Here is a 20,866-nt window from a genome sequence, read left to right as displayed (position 1 = left end):
CTATTTTTGAACCTAGAAAGGGGTGGTCTTTTGATAATCGAGAAACTGAGTATTTATGGATTCGGAAAACATGAAGATTTGACCATCGAACTAGGTCCAGGTATTAATGTTTTATATGGATTGAATGAAGCGGGTAAGACGACGATTCAACAATTTATTTTACATGTATTATTTGGGTTTCCTCAACGGAACAGCACGCTTCTCAGGTATGAACCGAAATCAGGTGGTAAATACGGTGGACAAATTCAACTAATTGATGAGGTTTATGGAACATGTGTAGTTGAAAGAATCCGCGGAAAGTCTGCTGGGGAAGTGACTGTTCATTTTCAAGATGGAACAACAGGTAATGAAGAACAATTGAAAGTTCTATTAAGACATTACGACAGGGGGTCTTTTGAATCGATTTTTTCATTCTCACTTTTACAGCTTCAAGGATTTGAAAAAATGAATCAAGATGAGTTAAGTAGAACTCTTCTAGCTTCTGGAACTACTGGTGTTGATTCATTATTGTTGCTTGAAAAAAAGATGGAGAAAACGATGAACGACTTATTTAAAAAGTCAGGAAAAGTCCCAGAGATGAATGTTAAAATAGCAGAACTACGTGAACTCGAATTGGATATTAAAGTGGAACAAGAGAAGGTGGAGGAATATACACCTGCAATAAATCGTATTAATTACATAGATGCGGAGCTCTTAAAGCTTCATGAGACGAAAAGGAAAATAGATGAAACCATTCGGAATTTAAAAATTCTTCGTCAAGCACTACCGTTGTATATTAAAAAAGAGTTGTTGGAAAATGAGCTCAAAAAACTAGGAATGATCGATTTTCCAACAGATGGAATTCGGCGTTTTGAATCACTTTCGGAAAGATTAAAAGAAATAACTGCAAAAAAACAAAGAATTGAAGATGAAATCAAAGAGTTGGAAAAACGAAAACCGTTGGAAATTGATGCTGATCGACGTACTGAAATGGAATTGCTTTTAGCACAGGAATCTGAGTGGCATTACTTTCGGACAACAAGCAAAACCGCAGAAGATGAAATTCGAAGATTAGAAGGTATGAAACATCGCATTTTCGATCGATTAGGGATGAAAGACAAAGAACTGGAAATACAACTTTCTAATGCAGATGTATCGATTCGGAAAGAAGAAGAAATGCATGACCTTATTACCGAGTTATCAAATTGCAAAAACCAAATAACTTTTGCAGAACAAAGACAACATCAAATAGAGAAAGATATAGAAGAAAATCAAACAGAGTTGGTGTTGATTGAAAATGAAGGTGCCCCTTCTCTTGATGAAATTGAGCGAGTGAATAATTGGGGGAGAATTCAAGAAAAACTTGCAGAAGCAAAGGCTTATGTTTTATTAGGCGGAAAAACGACTTCTAACAATACGCATAGAACACCTCTGTTTCTAGTACTAGTGGCTGTAATCTTGTTCATTTTCACTTTTATTCAAAAAGAATTAACTTTAGGAATTGTTGGTTTAATAATTTTCGGGTTTGCTGTGTATTTATTTTTGAAAAGTCGATCCGTGACCAAAAAAGATCCATTGTTGGATGAAATGACGGAATTCATTCGAAGCCATAGTGGTAAAGAAGAAGAAATGGAACAGTTAAAACAGCGTATTCAAGTTTTCAATCAAAAAAGAGAAGTTTTGAAAAACAGCTTGACAAAATCGGTGGAAAAGCTTCAAGTAGTGGAAACAGAACTTGAAATGTTACAAATCGAGGAAGATCGAATTGAATCTTCACTTATACAATTTCTTGGAATATATGGTTTCGATGGGCTTCCTTCCCCGGGAATCGTGCCTGAATTGTTCAGAATGATTCGTGAGTGGCAGGAAATTATGAGAGATCTGTTGGTGATTAGACAAGAGAAAAGCGATGTAGATTTGAAAATAGGTGAACGAATTAAGGAAATAGAATCTGTTTTAAGAAAAATGGTGCCACCAGAAGCAATTTATGAGATGCTTAGGAGGGAATCGATTCAACTCAATGAGGAAATTGAAACTTCCACATTTATAAGTTCGAATGTAGATCGTCTAATCCCTTTGTTAACAGAGACAACCTTACTTGTAGACTCTACAAAAGAGAGCTTGAACTTGTTGTTAAGAGAAGCAGGAGCGGAAAACGAAGAGGATCTCTATCTTATATATGATAATTATTTGCAAATAAAACGATTAAAAGATCAGCTGACAGATACAAAAGCTCAATTATCCGCGAATAATCTGTTAGAGTTAAATAAAGGTATGACTGAAGAAGAATTACGGAATAAAGGAAATTCAGCTGAATTAGAACTGTTATCGATTAACGAGCAAATAAATGAACTTATTAATGAAAAAGCAGAACTTGTTCATAAAACAAAACAGCTTCTTACAGATGAAACCTACAGTCAAAAGCTGCAATTATTTGAAATGAAGAAAGCGGAATTTGGTGAACTTGCAATAAAATGGTCACAAAACAAAGCGATATCTGAAGCGATAAAAAGAACGATGAGTGAATTGAAAGAGAAAAAGTTACCTGAAGTGTTGAAAAGCGCAGCTGAGCTGTTTTGTAATTTGACTGATGAAAATTACAGCTCGCTTGTTGTTACGAATGAGGGATATTTTGAAGCGGTACAGTCAAATGGCATTCACTATCCAGTTGTTGAATTGAGTCAGGCAACAAAAGAACAAGCCTATATATCTTTACGACTCGCACTTGCAGCATCATTAAAGGGTTCAGCGCCCTTCCCGATTATTATGGATGATCCGTTCGTTCATTTTGATGGAAAACGCTTATCCAATATAATTGAAACGGTAAGTAAATTAGGTCAACAACGTCAATTCATTTATTTCACTTGTCATAAGGATATGAAAGAGAAATGGCAAGATGCGAATGTTTTAGATATTTCAAGATTAGGAAGAGAACAGGAGGAGTTCATACGATGAAAAAGTTACTTGATTATAAAGTTGGCGAAACAGTTGACTTAAACTTACTCATTAAGCAGTCCATTAAAGGTGTTACAACTACAGGAAAATCATTTATGACACTCATTTTACAAGACAAGAGCGGCGACATTGAAGCCAAACTTTGGGATACAACAGAGGAGCATGAGAAGACATATGCGACATCCACTATTGTAAAAGTGGGTGGTGATGTCCATGATTATCGCGGTAAAAATCAGTTGCGTATTAAAAGTATCCGTCCTGTGAAAGACGAAGAGGGCGTCACCCTTTCTGAACTTGTTCCTTCAGCGTTAAAAAGTAAAGAAGTATTGTATGAAGAGTTAATGCAATATTTCTTTGAAATGGAAAATCCGAATATCCAACGGATTACACGCCATTTATTGAAAAAACATCAAGCGGCATTTATGACATATCCTGCAGCAACGCGTAATCACCATGATTATGTCTCTGGTCTTATCGATCACGTCGTATCCATGTTGAAGCTTGGAAAAGCGATAGCGGAATTGTATCCGACATTGAATAAGGACCTACTGTACGCTGGAATTATCCTTCATGATATTGGAAAGGTAATTGAACTTTCAGGACCAATAGGAACACAATACACAATCGAAGGAAATCTACTTGGCCATATTACAATAATGGTAAATGAAATTTCGAAAGCTGCGGATGAGCTTGAAATTGAAGGTGAAGAAGTGATGTTATTGCAACATATGGTATTATCACATCATGGTAAAGAAGAATGGGGCAGTCCGAAACGACCAATGTTGCAAGAAGCGGAGATGCTTCATTATATAGATAACATTGATGCGAAAATGAATATGTTAAATCGAGCTCTTGGGAAAGCAGAGCCAGGCGAGTTTACTGAAAGAATCTTCCCATTAGAAAATCGTTCATTTTATAAACCTTCTATTGATTAATATGCACTTTATAAAAACCCCGTAGACCAAATTGGTCTACGGGGTTTTTATATTTTATTTTTTTGCATCTGTAGTTATATATTCATTAAGAACGGATTTAAATTCATCATCTTTAATTTCTACACCTACATTTTTTAGAAGAACTACTAGCTTTTCTTCAAATAGCTGTGCTTTAAGGTTGTTTTCAATTTCAGGCTTTAATTCCTCAAACGTTTTTTCGAGTTCTTTTTCTTTTGTTTCAAGTACCTCGATAATGTGAAAGCCGAATGTCGATTGTACAGGTTCACTAATTGTATTGATTTCTAATTCAAAAGCTACATCTTCAAATGGTTGAACCATTTTACCAATGCCAAACCATCCAAGATCCCCACCAGTTTTTTGAGCTACTGGTTCTGTTGAGTATTCTCTTGCTAGTTTCTCAAAGTCTTCGCCATCTTTTAATTTAGCACTGACTTCGTCAGCTGTTTTTTCGTCTGCAACTAGAATATGGCGTGCATGTATTTCTTTTTTCATATTCTCAAACTGTGCTTCAATCTCTTCAGCAGGTACATCATCTAATGATTCAATCATTTTTTGTTGATAGAGTTGGAATTCAACTTTTTTCATAAAAACAGGCTCAGTTGTATTGTTTTGTAGAAGGTACAGGTCAAAACTGTCTCCGTACTTATCTTTTTCAGCTTTTATTGCTTCATCAATCTCTTTTTCAGATACTTTAAATTCATTTTCAATCGCTTTTAGTAGGATGAGATTTTCTAGAACTTCAGTGCCAATAGAATCTTTCATCTCTTCATATAAATCTTCTTTTGTAATGTCACCGGCTTTTGTTGAAGCGATTACATTATTTGTTTCGGCAACTTCTTTATCAGTACATGCTGATACTAAAAGGATAGATGTAGCAAATGCTGAAGCTAGTATTAATTTTTTCATTAAGTATCTTCTCCCCTAACATTTATATGCAACAGGAGATATTATAACATGAAAATACTTTAAAAACAAAATGCTCTTCCCAGATAAACTGCCTACAAATACGACAATGCAGCGCATAAGATACATAGAGAGAGAGGGGGTGCTCCTGTGAGCGGTTATAACCAAGGTTCTTCAGGCTTTGCGCTGATTGTTGTGTTATTTATTCTTTTGATAATTGTTGGTGCAGCATTTATGTACTAATTTAAAAAAGCAGAAGCTACTCAAGAAATATACGCTAAAAAAAGACGATAAAAAAGTCCATTTCCCTTCTAGGGTGAATGGACTTTTTCTCATGTGGATACAAGAACTTGAACAAAAAACGACAAAATCAAAATTGTAATGAGTATATTAACTGTTCTGTAGACTTTAGGTTGCTTATCTTCAGGAATTTCTTTTGATTCACAAAGTGCGAATGTCATTTTATTTATCTGGAATAAATAAAATAATGAAAATAGAACTGCTATAATTAGAATCAAGTTTATTCCCCCTCTTCAGCGTTCTAAATTATCATAGCAGAAGCTGTAAGAAATTGAAATAATTTAAATCTGGGGAATAAAACTAGTGTCAAAGTTCTTCATCGTTCACGATATCTTTGTCGATTAGTATTTGATTGCTTGAATCATCAAATATGCTTTCGATATTTTTAAAACCGAGTTCAAATATTTCCATAAATTCTTCCCCGTAAATATTACGGATAACGGACATTACTTCTAGAAATTCTGGGAATTTACCGTATAGTTCTTTTATTGGTAAAGAACCTTTTAATATACCGTGCTCAGTATCATAGTAGCTTTTGTTCATTTCGACTAAAAGATCTTTTCCTTTTTCAGTTACTGAAACATATGTATTCCTGCGATCATCATCTTTTTTGTAGAACTCTAGATATTCACGCTGTTCTAGTTTTTTTGAAAAGTTGAACGCTGTCGAAACGTGCATAACACCAAATTTAGCTATTTCAGAAATAGTAGCACCTTTAAGATGGAAAGAAATCCATAAAATGTGATGCTCATTAATATTCAAATCATAAGGTTTAATCCACTGCTGCCAATCTTTTTCCACAGCTTTCCAAAGAGCTTTTGACATCTGTGCAACGCGTTGTGTAAAAATCATTGATTCCTTTAGCGGGTATTTCTCATCAATCATGAATAGCACCTACTTTCTGTGATATTTAACTATCTTTTATTATAGCAGTAAAGCATAAAAAAAGAAGTACTAATTATTAAAAAACTTTTTTAACGATAATAATACGGCTACCTATTTTGAAAATAGATAGCCGTAACGAAAAGTCATTTCTGTTGTGGTGTTATAAGTTCTTCTAGTTTTTCGATTGCTGTCCGAATTTCATAAAGTTCTTTTTCCATGCGTTGCTTGTTTGGTTCAGATCCTTGTTGCCAGTCTACTATCGATTCCTTAATGTCATCAATAGCACCAGGGACGGTTTTTTTTGCTTCTGCTGTTAGCTTTGTAATGGACGTTTTTAAATCATTGATTTTTTCTTTAGCGTCTAGAAGTAGTTCTTTCATGTCCGTAGAGGCGCTTTTAACGGATGTGCGCAGTTCACTCCCGGATTTCGGAGTAGAGTATAAAACGGTAACTGCGGCAGCAACGGTTCCTACTGCCAAGCCAATGAAAAATGTAGATGTTTTCATAATTGAGTATTCTCCTCTCGATACTTCTATTATTCCTTAGTATAGTTTAATTAAAACATTTTAAAGATGTCTCGACAACAAAAAAAGCTTTCCGAATTACGATTGGAAAGCTTTAATATCTATAATTAATAGAGGCTGCGATTAAAAACCAAGTCTGTTTTGTAGGTTTAATTACAATTGGATTGATAATAAAAGTACAACTGTAATATGAAAAAATGCAAACAGATTTTCTACTCCTAAAATAAAGAGTACGACATAAAAGGCGATTAAAACTAAGTAGATTTGTATTTATTTCATGAGAGTTGTTTTTGAATATTTGCAGCGATTTCATTTATGCGTTCAGGTGTATACTCTGAAACTTTAGGTTCCCATAATGCTAAGTCGAAACCATCAGATTCATCGTAACGAGGTATAAAATGCAAATGGAAATGAAAAACGGATTGGCCTGCTGGAGCACCGTTGTTTTGAAGTAAATTCATTCCAATTGGATTAAATTCTGCCTTCAATGCATTTGCGATTTTTGGAGCTACTGCGAAGAGCTGACCGGCTTCTTCAGCGGTGAAATTATAGACATTTTCAGTATGTTTCTTAGGAATAAGGAGTACATGTCCTTTAGTTAAGGGCATAATATCCATAAATGCATAAACATGTTCATCTTCATAAATCTTTGCACTTGGAATGGTTCCTTCAATGATTTTACAAAAAATACACTCAGTCATTTTGCCACTTCCTTTCATTATTTAGATAAGTGTATCATATCTTTAAATAATAGATGTGCGGTGGACAAGACATTAAGGGAATGTTTTTGTTATTATAGAAGTAGAACGGGGGATGGACATGGCAATTGTTGAATTGAAAAATGTAACAGGTGGTTATTCCCGCAAACCAGTTTTACACGATTTGTCTTTTGAAATTGGAGAAGGAGAACTCGTTGGTTTAATTGGTCTTAACGGTGCGGGAAAAAGTACAACGATTAAGCATATCATTGGGCTTATGAATGCTCACAGTGGTGAAATTCGGGTAAATGGTGTGACGTTCGGTGAAGATCCAGAAAAATACAGAAGATCCTTCACTTATATTCCGGAAACACCGATTCTCTATGAGGAATTAACACTTAGAGAGCATCTTGAACTTACTGCGATGGCTTATGGAATTGATCAGGATGTTTTTGAAGCTCGTTCAGCAAGTCTTTTAAAAGAATTTATGATGGAAAAGCGCCTAAAATGGTTTCCGTCTCATTTTTCAAAAGGAATGCGACAGAAAGTAATGATTATGTGCGCATTTCTTGTAAATCCATCCTTATATATTATTGATGAACCCTTTGTTGGGCTAGATCCGATTGGTATTAAATCTTTGCTCGAACAGATGTCTGAAAAGAAGGCAGAAGGCGCATCCGTTCTGATGTCCACACATATCTTATCAACGGCGGAACAGCATTGTGATCGAATCATCCTACTGCATGAAGGAAAACTGCGGGCAGAAGGAACAATGGAAGAACTTAGAGAGGCATTTGGACGGCCAAATGCATCCTTAGATGATTTATACATTGCGATGACAGAGGAATCAGATCATGAACAATTTGCGTGAAATATGGGGAACCCGTTTTGTCCATTACATGACAGAGCTTCAGAAGTATTTGAAATATGTATTTACGGGACATTTAGCAATCGTCTTCGTGTTCACAATAGGGGCAGGAGGTTATGCGTATAGTGAGTGGCTAAAGGATGTACCAGCAAATTTTCCAGTTGCATATATTGCGGCCATTCTAATCGGTGCAGCTCTAACGTATTCTCCACCTGTGACGTTAATTAAACAGGCAGATACAGTTTACTTTTTGCCTTTAGAAAAGCAACTGGAAAGTTACTTGAGCCGAGCCTTAAGTTGGACAACCTTTTCTCAGTTACCTTTGCCTTTTATTTTGTTTATTATTATTTTACCTCTTCTTTCTGCTACAGAGACAGGATCGAAAATTATTTATATTTGGATTGCTGTTTTCATAGTTGTTTTTAAGAGGATTTTTGTTGAAACAGAATATTATTTTAGGCATGCACTTAGGGGGCGTTGGGTGTGGCTCGACCGTGCGATCCGGTTCTTGTTGATATCAAGCCTTCTACTAGTGTTGTTAAGTTTTAATCCACTTATCATTGTACCTATTGTTCTTATGATTGGTATTTACTGTGTGTATTGGCGAAATGTTAAAAGTAAAAAACCATTTCCATATGACCATTTCATTGAGTTGGAACAAAATCGTATGATGGCTTTTTATCGATTTGCAAATTACTTTACAGATGTTCCGCACTTGAAAGGGTCTATCAGTAGAAGAGCTTGGCTTAGTTTTCTAACTAGACCAGTGAAAATGGAGAGCGGTATCGCACAATCTTATCTTATTAAACGTACGTTTATTCGTACGGATGATATTTTTTGGTTATGGGTCAGACTTACCGCCATAGCTGTAGTGGGGACTCTCTTTATTCCGTTCCCGATTGTGATATTTATATTTGCTGGGGCACTTGCATTTGCATCCGCGGTTCAGTTGATATATGCACTTCGTTCTGGATATGAGTTCCGAATGGATATGTTGTTTCCAGAAAAAGAAGATACTCGCCCAGGTGCAATCCGAAAGATTGTCCGTAAAGTGCAGTGGATCCAAGCTGGATTTGTATTGATAGCCGCATTGTATTTTTATGGGTTTACAATGACACCATTTCTTCTTCTAGGTATCATTTTATTAATTTCGGAAATAACGATTCGGAACACAGGTGAAAAGAAAGAAGCTTACTAATATGACTATTTAACTGTTCTTGACGTAATAAATAGAATATTTCAAAAAACCTTGCAACTTTGTTGGATAATTATATATACTAATTAAAAGGCATCAGGGGTGAGTGAAATGGAGAACAATTATTCATATGCTGAGTTTATGAAAGCCGTGGGGAGAAACAGTTCTTCGATTGAGGCAGAAAAACTGCTCAATGAAATTTATATGGACTTGTTTCTAAATCGTATTCACAGGGAACAAACGAAGGAAAGACTGATGGTGCTTATTAATCATTCACTAGATTGTCTAGACGAACAATCTTTTCTAAAATATTCCGATCAACTTGCACACTTCAATGAAACTGTTTGAAAATATCGAGGACGCCACATGAGTTATTCATGTGGCGTCCTTTCATTTAACTAAAACAGATGTTCGTTATATATTACTGATTTAGTATATACTATAAATAAGTATATATAATTCATTTTTTGGAGGGACGACTATGGTCGGGAAATTTAATTTGAAAGCTCCATTTACTCCGCAAGGCGATCAGCCGGCTGCTATTGCTAAACTTATAGAAGGACTGCGAAAAGATGAAAAACATCAAACTCTTCTAGGAGCAACAGGTAGTGGGAAGACGTTTACGGTTTCAAATGTTGTCACAGAAATAAATAAACCAACTCTTGTCATGGCGCATAACAAAACATTGGCAGGGCAATTATATAGTGAATTCAAGGAGTTTTTTCCGGATAATGCAGTCGAATATTTTGTTAGTTATTATGATTATTTTCAACCAGAAGCGTATATTGCACATACTGATACGTATATCGAGAAGGACTCAAGTATTAACGATGAAATAGATAAGTTACGACATTCAGCAACATCTTCATTATTCGAAAGAGAAGATGTTCTAATTGTTGCTTCTGTATCTTGTATTTATGGTTTAGGCTCTCCAACAGAATACCGTGATCACGTCGTTTCTTTACGAAAAGGCATGGAAATAGGACGAAATGATCTTCTGCGGAAATTTGTTGATATCCAATATGAGCGGAATGATATAAGCTTCGTTCGCGGAACATTCCGTGTTCGTGGTGATGTTGTCGAAATATTTCCTGCATCACGTGATGAGCGCTGTCTTCGGATTGAATTTTTCGGCGATGAAATTGATCGAATCCGTGAAGTAGAGGCTTTAACAGGTGAAATCATTGCTGAACGCGAGCATGTGGCTATTTTTCCAGCATCCCACTTTGTTACGAGTGAAGAGAAAATGGTAAAAGCCATAGAAAACATTGAAACTGAACTTGAGGAACGTTTAATTGTGTTGCGCAATGAAGACAAGCTTCTTGAGGCTCAGCGACTTGAACAGCGGACACGCTACGATCTGGAAATGATGAAAGAAATGGGCTTTTGTTCGGGGATTGAAAATTACTCCCGTCATTTAACACTTCGACCTTCTGGTGCTACACCATATACACTTATAGATTATTTTCCTGAAGACTTTCTATTAGTTGTCGATGAAAGTCATGTCACGTTGCCACAAGTACGTGGAATGTATAACGGAGACCAAGCTCGAAAAGGAACATTAGTGGAACATGGTTTCCGGTTGCCATCGGCATTGGATAATCGTCCTTTAAAATTCGAGGAATTTGAAAAAAAGGTGCATAATGCTATTTACGTTTCGGCAACTCCGGGACCTTATGAAATCGAACACACCCCCGAAATGATTGAGCAAATTATTCGACCAACGGGGCTGCTTGATCCAACAATTGATATAAGACCTATTAATGGACAAATTGATGATTTAATTTATGAAATAAATGAACGGATTAAAAAGAATGAGCGTGTACTCATTACGACACTTACGAAAAAAATGTCTGAGGACTTGACTGATTACTTAAAAGAAATTGGACTTAAAGTACAGTATCTTCATTCGGAGATAAAAACGCTTGAACGTATTGAGATTATTCGGGAGTTACGGCTTGGAACATATGACGTATTAGTAGGTATAAACCTTTTACGTGAAGGTATTGATATTCCAGAAGTTTCTCTTGTAACAATCTTAGATGCGGATAAAGAAGGATTCCTTCGTTCTGAACGTGCTTTGATCCAAACGATTGGTCGTGCTGCAAGAAACTCTAATGGTCACGTAATAATGTATGCGGATCGAATGACGGATTCAATGACTAAGGCAATCAGTGAGACGCAACGTCGTAGAGATATCCAACATGCGCACAATATTAAATACGGCATTACCCCAACAACAATTATTAAAGAAGTAAGAGATGTAATTCGTGCAACACAAGTGGCAGAAGAAGAGGAGTCTTATTTTGAGAAACTGACGAAGGGTAAAAAGATTACGAAAGATGAAAAAACAAAACTCTTAGCAGTTCTAGACAAAGAGATGAAAGCTGCAGCAAAAGCGCTTGAATTCGAACGGGCTGCACAATTGCGAGATACTATTTTGGAACTGAAAGCAGAGAGGTGAGTCCTATGAGAAATAAAGAAATCATCATACAAGGTGCACGAACACATAATTTAAAAAATATTGACGTAAATATACCGAGAGACCAACTTGTTGTAATGACAGGACTTTCTGGATCTGGAAAGTCCTCTCTTGCTTTCGATACAATTTACGCAGAAGGTCAACGACGATATGTAGAATCATTGTCTTCCTATGCCCGTCAGTTCTTAGGGCAAATGGACAAGCCGGATGTAGATGTAATTGAAGGATTATCGCCTGCAATCTCAATTGACCAAAAGACAACGAGCCGAAACCCTCGTTCTACAGTAGGTACTGTAACTGAAATCTATGATTATTTGCGTTTGCTGTACGCACGTGTTGGTAAACCGATTTGTCCGATACACGGCACAGAAATATCGTCGCAAACAATCCAACAAATGGTTGACCGACTTATGGAGCTGCCGTCACGGTCACGAATCCAAATACTGGCACCAATTGTTTCGGGTCGCAAAGGGGCACACGTAAAACTTCTTGAAGACATCCGTAAAGAAGGATATGTACGTGTAAGAGTGAATGGTGAAATCATTGATTTAGACGATACGATTGAGTTGAATAAAAATAAGAAGCACAATATTGAAGTTGTTATCGATCGTATTGTTATGAATGAAGATATTGCGGCACGTTTAAGCGATTCACTAGAGTCTGCACTACGCCTTGCTGAAGGAACTGCGATAGTAGATGTTATTGACGGAGAAGAAATTCTCTTCAGTGAACACCATGCATGCCCACTGTGTGGATTTTCAATTGGCGAACTTGAACCACGCATGTTTTCATTTAACAGTCCATTTGGTGCATGCGGGGAATGCGATGGACTTGGAACGAAACTCGAAGTAGATATAGAACTTGTCATTCCAGATTACTCTTTATCTTTGAAAAAGCATGCAATTGCACCATGGGAACCGACAAGTTCTCAGTATTATCCAGAGTTATTAAAAACTGTTGCCAAGCATTATGGAATTTCAATGGCAACACCTGTAGGGAAACTTACAGAAGAGCAACTCGATAAAATATTAAATGGTTCCAAAGATGAAAAGATTCGCTTTCGTTATACAAATGAATTTGGCGGGACGCGTGATAGCGATATTTACTTTGAAGGAGTCTTATCGAATATAGCAAGAAGGTATAAAGAAACCTCATCAGATTATATTCGTGACCAAATGGAGAAGTATATGGCTCAACAACCATGTCCATCATGCAACGGATATCGTCTGAAAGAAGAGTCTTTAGCCGTTAAAGTGAATGATGTTCATATAGGAAAAGTAACGGAACTGTCCATAATTGAAGCCGATCGCTTCTTTAAAAGTCTAACGTTATCTGAAAAGGATACCCAGATTGCTGCACTTATTTTGAGAGAAATAGCTGAGCGACTTGGATTTCTAATTAATGTCGGTTTAGATTATTTAACGTTATCAAGAGCATCCGGAACACTTTCTGGAGGAGAGGCTCAGCGAATACGATTGGCAACTCAAATTGGTTCTAGACTAACAGGTGTCCTATACATTTTAGATGAACCTTCAATCGGTCTTCACCAACGTGATAATGATCGTTTGATCGAAACTCTTAAGAACATGAGGGATATAGGAAATACATTAATAGTTGTTGAGCATGATGAAGACACGATGATGGCGGCAGATTACTTGATTGACATGGGCCCTGGTGCCGGTGCTGACGGTGGGGAAGTTGTTTCCGCAGGAACACCAACAGAGGTGATGAACGACCCTAAATCGCTGACTGGTAAGTATTTAAGTGGTGAAAAGTTTATTCCATTGCCTCTGAAAAGACGTAAGTCAGATGGGCGGAAAATAACGATTAAAGGTGCTGCAGAAAACAACTTAAAGAATGTCAATGTGGATATCCCACTTGGCCAGTTTATTGCTATAACAGGAGTTTCTGGTTCAGGGAAAAGTACATTGATCAATGAAGTCCTATATAAAGTACTCGCTCAGAAATTAAACCGTTCAAAACAAAAACCTGGGCAATATAAATCTGCTACAGGTTTAGAAGAACTCGAAAAGGTAATTGAGATAGACCAGTCTCCGATTGGGCGAACGCCTAGATCTAATCCGGCAACATATACAAGTATGTTTGATGATGTGCGTGACGTATACGCTTCTACGAATGAAGCCAAGGTACGAGGCTATAAAAAGGGTCGGTTTAGTTTTAACGTAAAAGGCGGCCGTTGTGAAGCGTGTCGCGGAGACGGTATCATTAAAATTGAAATGCACTTTTTACCAGATGTCTATGTACCTTGTGAAATTTGTCACGGAAAACGCTACAATCGCGAAACACTTGAAATCCGTTACAAAGGGAAAAACATTGCCGATGTTTTAGATATGACTGTAGAAGATGCACTACTCTTTTTCGAAAACATCCCCAAAATCAGTCGGAAACTTCAAACGATTTTAGATGTCGGGCTCGGATATATTAAACTTGGGCAGTCCGCTACAACATTATCGGGTGGGGAGGCGCAGCGTGTAAAACTTGCATCGGAGCTTCATAAACGTTCGAACGGAAAATCATTTTACATTCTTGATGAACCTACGACCGGTCTTCACACGTATGACATTGAAAGACTTCTTGTAGTGTTACAAAGACTCGTTGAAACCGGTAATACAGTACTTGTCATCGAGCATAATTTAGATGTCATCAAAACTGCAGACCACATCATAGACTTAGGACCAGAAGGCGGAGACAAAGGCGGGCAAATAATTGCTACGGGTACTCCGGAAAAAATTGCGAAATCAGAAGCATCGTATACAGGTCATTATTTGAAGATGATTCTTGAACGGGACCGGAAACGGATGGAAGCAAAAGTCGAAGCAGCAGAATTGATTTGAAAATGAAACCTTTTCTAGATTCAATCGTATATATACACATAAGAGAAATACGGAGAAATCCGAAAAAGCTATTAGGAGGCTGAATTATGCAAAGCGAACGTAAACGCATTTTAACAATGCTTGAAGACGGTATTATTACTACAGAAGATGCTTTAACACTTCTTGAAAAGTTAGGGGATTCTCAACCTGCAAGTGATCAAGAAACTACCGGACAAAAAGCTGAAGAATCAAAAATTCCTTATGAAGAATTTGACACTAAAGATTCTAAATCCACTGATGATCAATCGGAAGAACCTTCTATGGACGACTTTTTAGAAGATTTGAAGAAAGACTTTTCTCATGTTGGCGATCGATTTATGCATTTCATGCAATCTGCCGTACAAAAAGTGAAAACATTTGATTTTGAAACACCTTTTGGACACGCATTTTCTTTTAATCACTCAATTTCAAAAGATGGAGATGGAATCGAAGAAATTATCGTGGATATAGATAATGGGAAAGTTATGATTCACTGTGGAGAAGAAGATGAGATTCGAGCGGATTTCACTGTGAAAACCTACAATTCTGAATCTGAGGAAATTGCAAAAAGTGAATTTCTTGATAAAATCCTTTTCGTAAATGAGGATCATAAACTGATGGTTTCTAGTAATATGAAAATGACCCAAGTGAATTTGGATCTTTTTATACCTAAAAAGAATTATGAAAAAATTTCAGCGCGTTTATTAAATGGTTCATTTAAAATGAATGATGTTGAAGCAAATAAAGTTCGCGTCAAAACGGCTAATGGGAAAATTGGTGTTTCCAGACTTACTTTTAAAGATGCAGAATTTGAAACTGTAAATGGTTCCATTGATCTGAATGGATTAGTGGGAACATCATTGGAAGCGGAAACGTTAAATGGACGTGTTTATATTGATGGTCTTCTGAAAAATGTTGAAGCTCAATCTCTAAGTGGACATGTCGTTGTAACTACAACAGATCCTAATGCGGAGAAAATTGAAGCAAAAACGATGAGTGGATCCGTTGAAATATACATTCCTTCTGATAGTTCGTTATCAGGAGAAATTTCGTCGAATATGGGGCGACTTGATTTACAATTAGAGGATGTAAAGCGTACAACCGATCAAAATCAGTTGTTCCAACGAACGATTCGTTTTAAAAAGGAAATCGATGATAAAAACTCATTACACATTTTTGGTGAAGCGAAAACAGGTTCTGTACTTGTTTGCTATAACGCGAAACAACTATAATAATAACCGGTTCACACACATTAGTATTTTGTGTGTGAACCTTTTTTTATCGAATTGCATTCTTACGGTTTCTCCTCACTTTCTACAAAGAATAAATCCGCAAGAAGGAGACATCCTCTCGAGTTATGTTAAAATGAATCAATATGTTTAGTAAATGTAAGTGAATGGAGGAAAGATAATGTCTTATGTACTTGTGAAAAAAATACAGGATCGGTTTTCACTTCAGCTCAAGGCGGGAGAAGAAGGACTTGGGAGGAAAATATATAAAAGTGATATTTCTCGTCCAGGACTTGAGATGGCTGGTTATTTTACTTTTTATCCATCGGAGCGAATACAGGTGCTTGGTAAAACGGAATTATCTTTTTTTAATGGCCTTGAGAAAGCGGATCGTATAGATCGTATGAATCGTCTTTGTACAGAAGAAACTCCGGCCATTATTGCTGCAAATGGAATGGAAGTTCCTGTAGAATTATATGAAGCAGCTGATAAAATGGGGATTCCTGTTTTTCGTACAAGTATTGCAACGACAAGATTTTCAGGGATGTTGGCAAACTTTTTAGAAAGTAAACTTGCTCCAATGACAGCAGTTCATGGAGTTTTAGTGGATGTGTACGGAATTGGAATTCTAATAACTGGGAAAAGTGGTATTGGTAAAAGTGAAACAGCACTTGAATTAGTGAAAAGGGGACACCGCCTCGTAGCTGATGATCTAGTTGAAATTAGACAAGTAGCTGAAAATATTTTAATTGGAACATCTCCGGAACTCATTGAGCATTTGTTGGAAATCCGCGGTGTTGGAATTATAGATATGATGACATTGTTTGGTGCAAGTGCAATAAAGGGTGACATTCGAATTTCAATAGTTCTTGAACTAGAAGACTGGGTACTGGAAAAAACTTACGATCGACTGGGGCTTGATGAAGAGAAAATAAAAATTATTGGTACAGAACTGACTAAATTAACAGTGCCTGTTCGTCCTGGACGCAACTTGGCGGTCATTATAGAAGTTGCTGCGATGGATTACCGCCTAAAAAGACTAGGGGTCAATGCAGCAAGAGATTTTTCTGATAAACTTGACAATGTAATTGGAAGTAAACCGAGCCAGATGGACGAAGAGGAGTGAAATACTACATATGAGTAACTTACTAGCAATTAATCCAATAGCATTTTCTCTTGGATCTTTAGAAGTACGTTGGTACGGAATTTTAATTGCGCTTGGAATTGTACTTGGGTTCATCGTTGTTCAGCGTGAGATGGTGAAGCGGGGAATGCATGTAGATTTCCTAACAGACCTCCTCATTTGGGCGGTTCCTATTGCGATAATTAGTGCGCGGATTTACTATGTTATATTCTCATGGGATTATTATAAAGATAACCTTGGCCAAGTTTTTCAGATTTGGGAGGGTGGAATTGCGATACACGGGGCATTAATTGGTGCTTTTATCACTACTTACTTTTACACGAAGAAGCGTGGAGTTTCTTTCTGGAAGGTAGTTGACATTGCAGCTCCAGGTCTTCTTATCGGTCAAATAATTGGTCGTTGGGGAAACTTTATGAACCAGGAGGCACATGGTGGACCTGTCTCTGAAAACTTTTTAAATAATACACTTATCCCTGATTGGATAATGAACCAAATGACAATAGAAGGTGTAACGTATCATCCAACATTCTTATATGAATCCTTATGGAATGTCGTTGGACTTATTATCATTATTTTATTACGCAGAGTTCATTTGAAAAGAGGGGAAATGTTCCTGTTTTACCTTATTTGGTATTCAGTAGGCCGGTTTTTCATAGAAGGAATGCGGACGGATAGTTTGTATGTCATTGGTGAACTGCGAGCGGCGCAACTTGTGTCTGTAATAACTGTCATTGTTGGTATCGTGATTTTTGTTGTAAGACGATATGTTCAAAAAGTGAAGTTAACTTATCAAGATAAATAAAAGCAGTATATATTAATGCAGACCTATAAAGAAATGGATATCCTGTGTTGCCACTACTTAGAATATATGTTGTGGCAGCATTTTTTCTAACGATAGTAGGTGCAAATGTCTGTAAACGAATTGAACAACATAGAGAGAAAGGGCGATTGTAAATGGTTAAACCAATTAATACTTTATTATTCGATTTTGATGGTACGTTACTGGACACAAATGAGTTGATCATTCAAACTTTTCAGCACGTTCTTGGCAATCATTATCCAGGGAAATACGAAAGAATGGATATATTAAAATTTCTTGGGCCAACGTTGCATGAATCCTTTAATTCAGTGAATCCTGAAAGTACTGAGCAGTTGATTCAAGAATATAGAGCCTGGAATATGATGATGCACGATGAGCTTGCCAAAGAGTTTGATGGTGTATCAGAAACTCTCAACTTGCTAAAAGCCGCTGGTATGAAGATGGCGATTGTTTCGACTAAGAAAAAAGACATGGTCCTTAAAGGCATTGATCTCCTAGATGTAGATGGAGTATTCGATGTTGTAATTTGTATGGATGATGTTACCAAAACAAAGCCGGATCCTGAACCAATTTTACTTGCACTTGAAAAACTGGAAGCTGAAAAAGAGAATACACTGATGATAGGTGATAATTATCATGATATCGAAGGTGGCCAGAATGCTGGAGTACGTACCGCTGGAGTATCGTGGTCTATAAAAGGGGAACAATTTTTACAAAATTATAAACCGGATTATATGCTGCATCATATAACAGACCTATTTGAAATCATAAAACAGGCAGAAAATTGAGAAGGACAGAACGCTACGCTGCAAAAGGTGGAGCAAATTCCCTTTGGCATATATATAAAACGGTGTCCTTTTTTAAAGTGGCTAAAAATTTTGCGGTTATACAGGTGTCGAGATATACACCTTTTATACCTGTAAAGAATTTTTTGTTTCGTTTTTTCTTGAAAATGGAGATTGGAGAAAAGGCTTCATTTGCTTTAATGGTGATGCCAGATGTCATGTTTCCGGAACGCATAAAAGTAGGAGGAAACTCGATTATTGGCTTCAATACAACAATTCTTGCACATGAGTATTTGATTGACGAATATCGAATTGGAGATGTTGTGATCGGAAAGAATGTATTAATCGGTGCGAACTCTACAATTCTTCCCGGAATAGAAATTGGAGACGGAGCGATTATTTCTGCCGCGACACTTGTTAATCGTGATATTCCACCGGGAGTATTTGCAGGTGGAAACCCAGTGAAGATTATTTTTACAAAAGAACAAATGGAAGAACGTTTAGCTTCTTCCAACGCACGTTTAACTCCTGATGAAAGAGGTTAAACAATGAATGGTATCGTGTTCTGTTTTGTAGAAGAGTTGAAAAGGAAATGTATTGACTGAACTTATGGTATAATAGGAATAATAACGGGAAGGAACGTCTGATACGTTCCTTCTTATTTTTTCGGGGGAATATAAATGACCAATAAACGTGCGATGAATGATAAAAAAGTGATTTCGTTCATTCCGGACGGTGAATTTTATTATGAAAAAGCGATTCTTGCAATGCAACGTGATCGACTTGAAGATGCACTTAAATATTTGAAGAGGGCGACGGAGCTCAGTCCAAACGACCCGCGAATTATTATGCAATATGGTGTGCTTGTAATGGAAGAAGGCCGTTTCGAAGAGGCTCATGAACTTCTATTGTATTCTCATGAAATCGATGAAACAAATCTAGAAAACATTTTTTACTTGGCAGAAATCCATGCACATTTAGGGTTGCTTCGCGATGCTAAAGTGTACGCTCAAAAATACATCTCGATGGATTCTGATGGACCTTTTGCGGACGAATCATTGGAAATTATTGATTTTGCAGAGCAAGAGGATGCATTCTACGATGAGGGCGAAGTAAGAGATGGAGAAGTCTATTTCCTACAGGAGAAAGCACGTCGTTTAATGGAATCAGGAGATTTTGATAAAGCAACAGATTTACTCGAATCCATTATTAAGGATCACCCCGATTTTTGGGCAGCATATAATAATTTAGCACTTGCTTACTTTTATGTCGGAAAAACCGAAAAAGCAAGTGTGCTTCTTCATGATGTTTTAAAACAAAACAAAGGCAATCTTCATGCGCTTTGTAATTTGGCTGTTTTTTATTATTATGAAAAGAAAGAAGAAGAACTAGAATCACTTCTAGCGTTACTTGTTAAAATAAAACCTTACGTTATTGAACATAGATACAAATTAGGTGCGACGTTCGCATTAGTTGGAAGACATAAAGAAGCATTTAGTTGGTTGAGAAGTCTTCAAAAACGTGGATTTGAAGGCGATGCTGGTTATTACTTTTGGTTAGCCCATGCTGCTTACTTTTCAGGTCACGAGGACATCGCACGTGAAGCGTTTTCTACACTTATTGATATAGACCCTACTAAAGAGGGTTATGAACCGTGGAAAGACGTGGAGGATGACCTCGGTATTCATTCACTTGAACAAGACCGAGATTTCTTGCTTGCAAAAATACGCAATGAATATCGTAGTGAAAGAATGTTTGGTTTTTACTTGCTTGGAAAGTCAGGTCATAAGCAAGAAATAATTTCGCATCCATCTTACATTGATGTCGATAGTTTGAGTTCATTGGAACAACTTTTCCTAGCAAGTGGTCTTGAGTATGAGTTTATGCCGAGGACAGACTTTGATAAAGAGTTCATGAAAGCACTTGAAACAACAGAAATTCTTTATGAAAAGTATAGACCACTGAATCAGCAGGCGACTCATTTATTTCAAATGTGGTTTACGCTTTGTGAAAGTGCGCTCACTAGATCCTATCCGTTTCGAAATCCTAAAGCTCTTGCAGCAGCAGTGGATTATATGTTTCAATCTGCACGGTACACAGGAATAACGAAAACTAAGATGGCAAAGGAATACGGCATTTCTATTCCGACTTTAACAAAATATGTGAATGAACTGATTGAGTTCTTGCCACACTTTGATGGTGTATAGGCTTTAAGACAGGCAAAAAGTTTGTATAGACCGTCTTAATCTTATACGATTTAGTTGTAAATG

Annotated in this window: 19 protein-coding genes; 14 read left to right on the top strand and 5 right to left on the bottom strand. The window is 36.9% G+C overall.

Going from position 1 to position 20,866, the window contains the following annotated elements; genetic code table 11:
* Positions 1–30: 30 nt before the first annotated feature.
* Positions 31–2,934 carry an ATP-binding protein gene (locus tag ACFSFY_RS02705; RefSeq protein ID WP_381535645.1) on the top strand — a complete coding sequence of 968 codons (2,904 nt, stop codon included), beginning with the start codon at positions 31–33 and terminating at the stop codon, positions 2,932–2,934.
* Entirely contained in the window at positions 2,931–3,869 is a 939-nt protein-coding gene (gene yhaM, locus ACFSFY_RS02700; RefSeq protein ID WP_381535644.1) for a 3'-5' exoribonuclease YhaM, read from the top strand. The genes ACFSFY_RS02705 and yhaM overlap by 4 nt, the downstream gene beginning before the upstream one ends.
* Positions 3,870–3,923: 54 nt before the next feature.
* Here yhaM and ACFSFY_RS02695 read toward each other — a convergent pair whose 3' ends face one another.
* A complete protein-coding gene (locus ACFSFY_RS02695; RefSeq protein ID WP_381535643.1) occupies positions 3,924–4,796 on the bottom strand; it encodes a peptidylprolyl isomerase in 873 nt (290 codons plus the stop codon).
* A gap of 147 nt (positions 4,797–4,943) precedes the next feature.
* On the opposite strand from ACFSFY_RS02695, the gene ACFSFY_RS02690 reads away from it, so the two are divergent.
* Positions 4,944–5,036, top strand: a complete 93-nt coding sequence (locus ACFSFY_RS02690) for a YjcZ family sporulation protein (RefSeq protein WP_381535642.1) — start codon at positions 4,944–4,946, stop codon at positions 5,034–5,036.
* Between the two features lie 89 nt (positions 5,037–5,125).
* On the opposite strand, the gene ACFSFY_RS02685 is transcribed toward ACFSFY_RS02690, so the two are convergent.
* The 4 genes from ACFSFY_RS02685 to ACFSFY_RS02670 form a co-directional block, all read right to left on the bottom strand.
* Positions 5,126–5,311, bottom strand: coding sequence for a hypothetical protein (locus tag ACFSFY_RS02685; protein ID WP_381535641.1), 186 nt, complete (start codon positions 5,309–5,311; stop codon positions 5,126–5,128).
* Between the two features lie 88 nt (positions 5,312–5,399).
* Complete coding sequence (locus ACFSFY_RS02680; RefSeq protein ID WP_381535640.1) at positions 5,400–5,978, bottom strand: HTH-type transcriptional regulator Hpr; 579 nt, start codon at positions 5,976–5,978, stop codon at positions 5,400–5,402.
* A gap of 143 nt (positions 5,979–6,121) precedes the next feature.
* Positions 6,122–6,484 carry a YtxH domain-containing protein gene (locus ACFSFY_RS02675; protein WP_381535639.1) on the bottom strand — a complete coding sequence of 121 codons (363 nt, stop codon included), beginning with the start codon at positions 6,482–6,484 and terminating at the stop codon, positions 6,122–6,124.
* A 293-nt stretch (positions 6,485–6,777) separates the two neighbouring features.
* On the bottom strand, positions 6,778–7,203 hold the full coding sequence (locus ACFSFY_RS02670; protein ID WP_381535638.1) for an HIT family protein: 426 nt from the start codon (positions 7,201–7,203) through the stop codon (positions 6,778–6,780).
* Positions 7,204–7,321: 118 nt separating this feature from the next.
* On the opposite strand from ACFSFY_RS02670, the gene ACFSFY_RS02665 reads away from it, so the two are divergent.
* The 11 genes from ACFSFY_RS02665 to ACFSFY_RS02615 all read left to right on the top strand — a co-directional run bounded on the left by ACFSFY_RS02665 (position 7,322) and on the right by ACFSFY_RS02615 (position 20,803).
* Positions 7,322–8,071: an ABC transporter ATP-binding protein gene (locus tag ACFSFY_RS02665; RefSeq protein WP_381535637.1), complete on the top strand. Its 750-nt coding sequence runs from the start codon at positions 7,322–7,324 to the stop codon at positions 8,069–8,071.
* Entirely contained in the window at positions 8,055–9,266 is a 1,212-nt protein-coding gene (locus ACFSFY_RS02660; protein WP_381535636.1) for an ABC transporter permease, read from the top strand. Before ACFSFY_RS02665 ends, ACFSFY_RS02660 begins: the two co-directional genes overlap by 17 nt.
* 108 nt (positions 9,267–9,374) lie before the next feature.
* Positions 9,375–9,611, top strand: a complete 237-nt coding sequence (locus ACFSFY_RS02655) for an IDEAL domain-containing protein (protein ID WP_381535635.1) — start codon at positions 9,375–9,377, stop codon at positions 9,609–9,611.
* A 133-nt stretch (positions 9,612–9,744) separates the two neighbouring features.
* Positions 9,745–11,727, top strand: coding sequence for an excinuclease ABC subunit UvrB (gene uvrB, locus ACFSFY_RS02650; RefSeq protein WP_381535634.1), 1,983 nt, complete (start codon positions 9,745–9,747; stop codon positions 11,725–11,727).
* A 5-nt stretch (positions 11,728–11,732) separates the two neighbouring features.
* A complete protein-coding gene (uvrA, locus tag ACFSFY_RS02645) occupies positions 11,733–14,600 on the top strand; it encodes an excinuclease ABC subunit UvrA (RefSeq protein WP_381535633.1) in 2,868 nt (955 codons plus the stop codon).
* Between the two features lie 86 nt (positions 14,601–14,686).
* Positions 14,687–15,850: a DUF4097 family beta strand repeat-containing protein gene (locus ACFSFY_RS02640; protein WP_381535632.1), complete on the top strand. Its 1,164-nt coding sequence runs from the start codon at positions 14,687–14,689 to the stop codon at positions 15,848–15,850.
* Between the two features lie 178 nt (positions 15,851–16,028).
* Entirely contained in the window at positions 16,029–16,973 is a 945-nt protein-coding gene (gene hprK, locus ACFSFY_RS02635; protein ID WP_381535631.1) for an HPr(Ser) kinase/phosphatase, read from the top strand.
* A 10-nt stretch (positions 16,974–16,983) separates the two neighbouring features.
* Complete coding sequence (gene lgt / locus ACFSFY_RS02630; protein WP_381535630.1) at positions 16,984–17,793, top strand: prolipoprotein diacylglyceryl transferase; 810 nt, start codon at positions 16,984–16,986, stop codon at positions 17,791–17,793.
* A 152-nt stretch (positions 17,794–17,945) separates the two neighbouring features.
* On the top strand, positions 17,946–18,599 hold the full coding sequence (ppaX, locus tag ACFSFY_RS02625) for a pyrophosphatase PpaX (protein WP_381535629.1): 654 nt from the start codon (positions 17,946–17,948) through the stop codon (positions 18,597–18,599).
* Positions 18,596–19,141 (top strand): acyltransferase, encoded by a 546-nt coding sequence (locus ACFSFY_RS02620; protein WP_381535628.1) that lies wholly within the window; start codon positions 18,596–18,598, stop codon positions 19,139–19,141. The genes ppaX and ACFSFY_RS02620 overlap by 4 nt, the downstream gene beginning before the upstream one ends.
* Positions 19,142–19,276: 135 nt before the next feature.
* Positions 19,277–20,803, top strand: coding sequence for a tetratricopeptide repeat protein (locus ACFSFY_RS02615; protein WP_381535627.1), 1,527 nt, complete (start codon positions 19,277–19,279; stop codon positions 20,801–20,803).
* Positions 20,804–20,866: the final 63 nt, after the last annotated feature.

This window comes from Sporosarcina siberiensis, assembly GCF_042681925.1.
Classification (GTDB): domain Bacteria; phylum Bacillota; class Bacilli; order Bacillales_A; family Planococcaceae; genus Sporosarcina; species Sporosarcina siberiensis.
This window is presented reverse-complemented; position numbering and strand designations above follow the sequence as displayed.

What these genes read in the sequence shown, in the direction of transcription:
- yhaM (WP_381535644.1), top strand. Translation starts at nt 2,931, where the DNA reads ATGAAAAAGTTACTTGATTATAAAGTTGGCGAAACAGTTGACTTAAAC.
- lgt (WP_381535630.1), top strand. Translation starts at nt 16,984, where the DNA reads ATGAGTAACTTACTAGCAATTAATCCAATAGCATTTTCTCTTGGATCT.
- ACFSFY_RS02670 (WP_381535638.1), bottom strand. Translation starts at nt 7,203, where the DNA reads ATGACTGAGTGTATTTTTTGTAAAATCATTGAAGGAACCATTCCAAGT.
- ppaX (WP_381535629.1), top strand. Translation starts at nt 17,946, where the DNA reads ATGGTTAAACCAATTAATACTTTATTATTCGATTTTGATGGTACGTTA.
- ACFSFY_RS02665 (WP_381535637.1), top strand. Translation starts at nt 7,322, where the DNA reads ATGGCAATTGTTGAATTGAAAAATGTAACAGGTGGTTATTCCCGCAAA.
- uvrA (WP_381535633.1), top strand. Translation starts at nt 11,733, where the DNA reads ATGAGAAATAAAGAAATCATCATACAAGGTGCACGAACACATAATTTA.
- ACFSFY_RS02640 (WP_381535632.1), top strand. Translation starts at nt 14,687, where the DNA reads ATGCAAAGCGAACGTAAACGCATTTTAACAATGCTTGAAGACGGTATT.
- uvrB (WP_381535634.1), top strand. Translation starts at nt 9,745, where the DNA reads ATGGTCGGGAAATTTAATTTGAAAGCTCCATTTACTCCGCAAGGCGAT.
- ACFSFY_RS02615 (WP_381535627.1), top strand. Translation starts at nt 19,277, where the DNA reads ATGACCAATAAACGTGCGATGAATGATAAAAAAGTGATTTCGTTCATT.
- ACFSFY_RS02655 (WP_381535635.1), top strand. Translation starts at nt 9,375, where the DNA reads ATGGAGAACAATTATTCATATGCTGAGTTTATGAAAGCCGTGGGGAGA.
- ACFSFY_RS02680 (WP_381535640.1), bottom strand. Translation starts at nt 5,978, where the DNA reads ATGATTGATGAGAAATACCCGCTAAAGGAATCAATGATTTTTACACAA.
- ACFSFY_RS02695 (WP_381535643.1), bottom strand. Translation starts at nt 4,796, where the DNA reads ATGAAAAAATTAATACTAGCTTCAGCATTTGCTACATCTATCCTTTTA.
- ACFSFY_RS02660 (WP_381535636.1), top strand. Translation starts at nt 8,055, where the DNA reads ATGAACAATTTGCGTGAAATATGGGGAACCCGTTTTGTCCATTACATG.
- hprK (WP_381535631.1), top strand. Translation starts at nt 16,029, where the DNA reads ATGTCTTATGTACTTGTGAAAAAAATACAGGATCGGTTTTCACTTCAG.
- ACFSFY_RS02675 (WP_381535639.1), bottom strand. Translation starts at nt 6,484, where the DNA reads ATGAAAACATCTACATTTTTCATTGGCTTGGCAGTAGGAACCGTTGCT.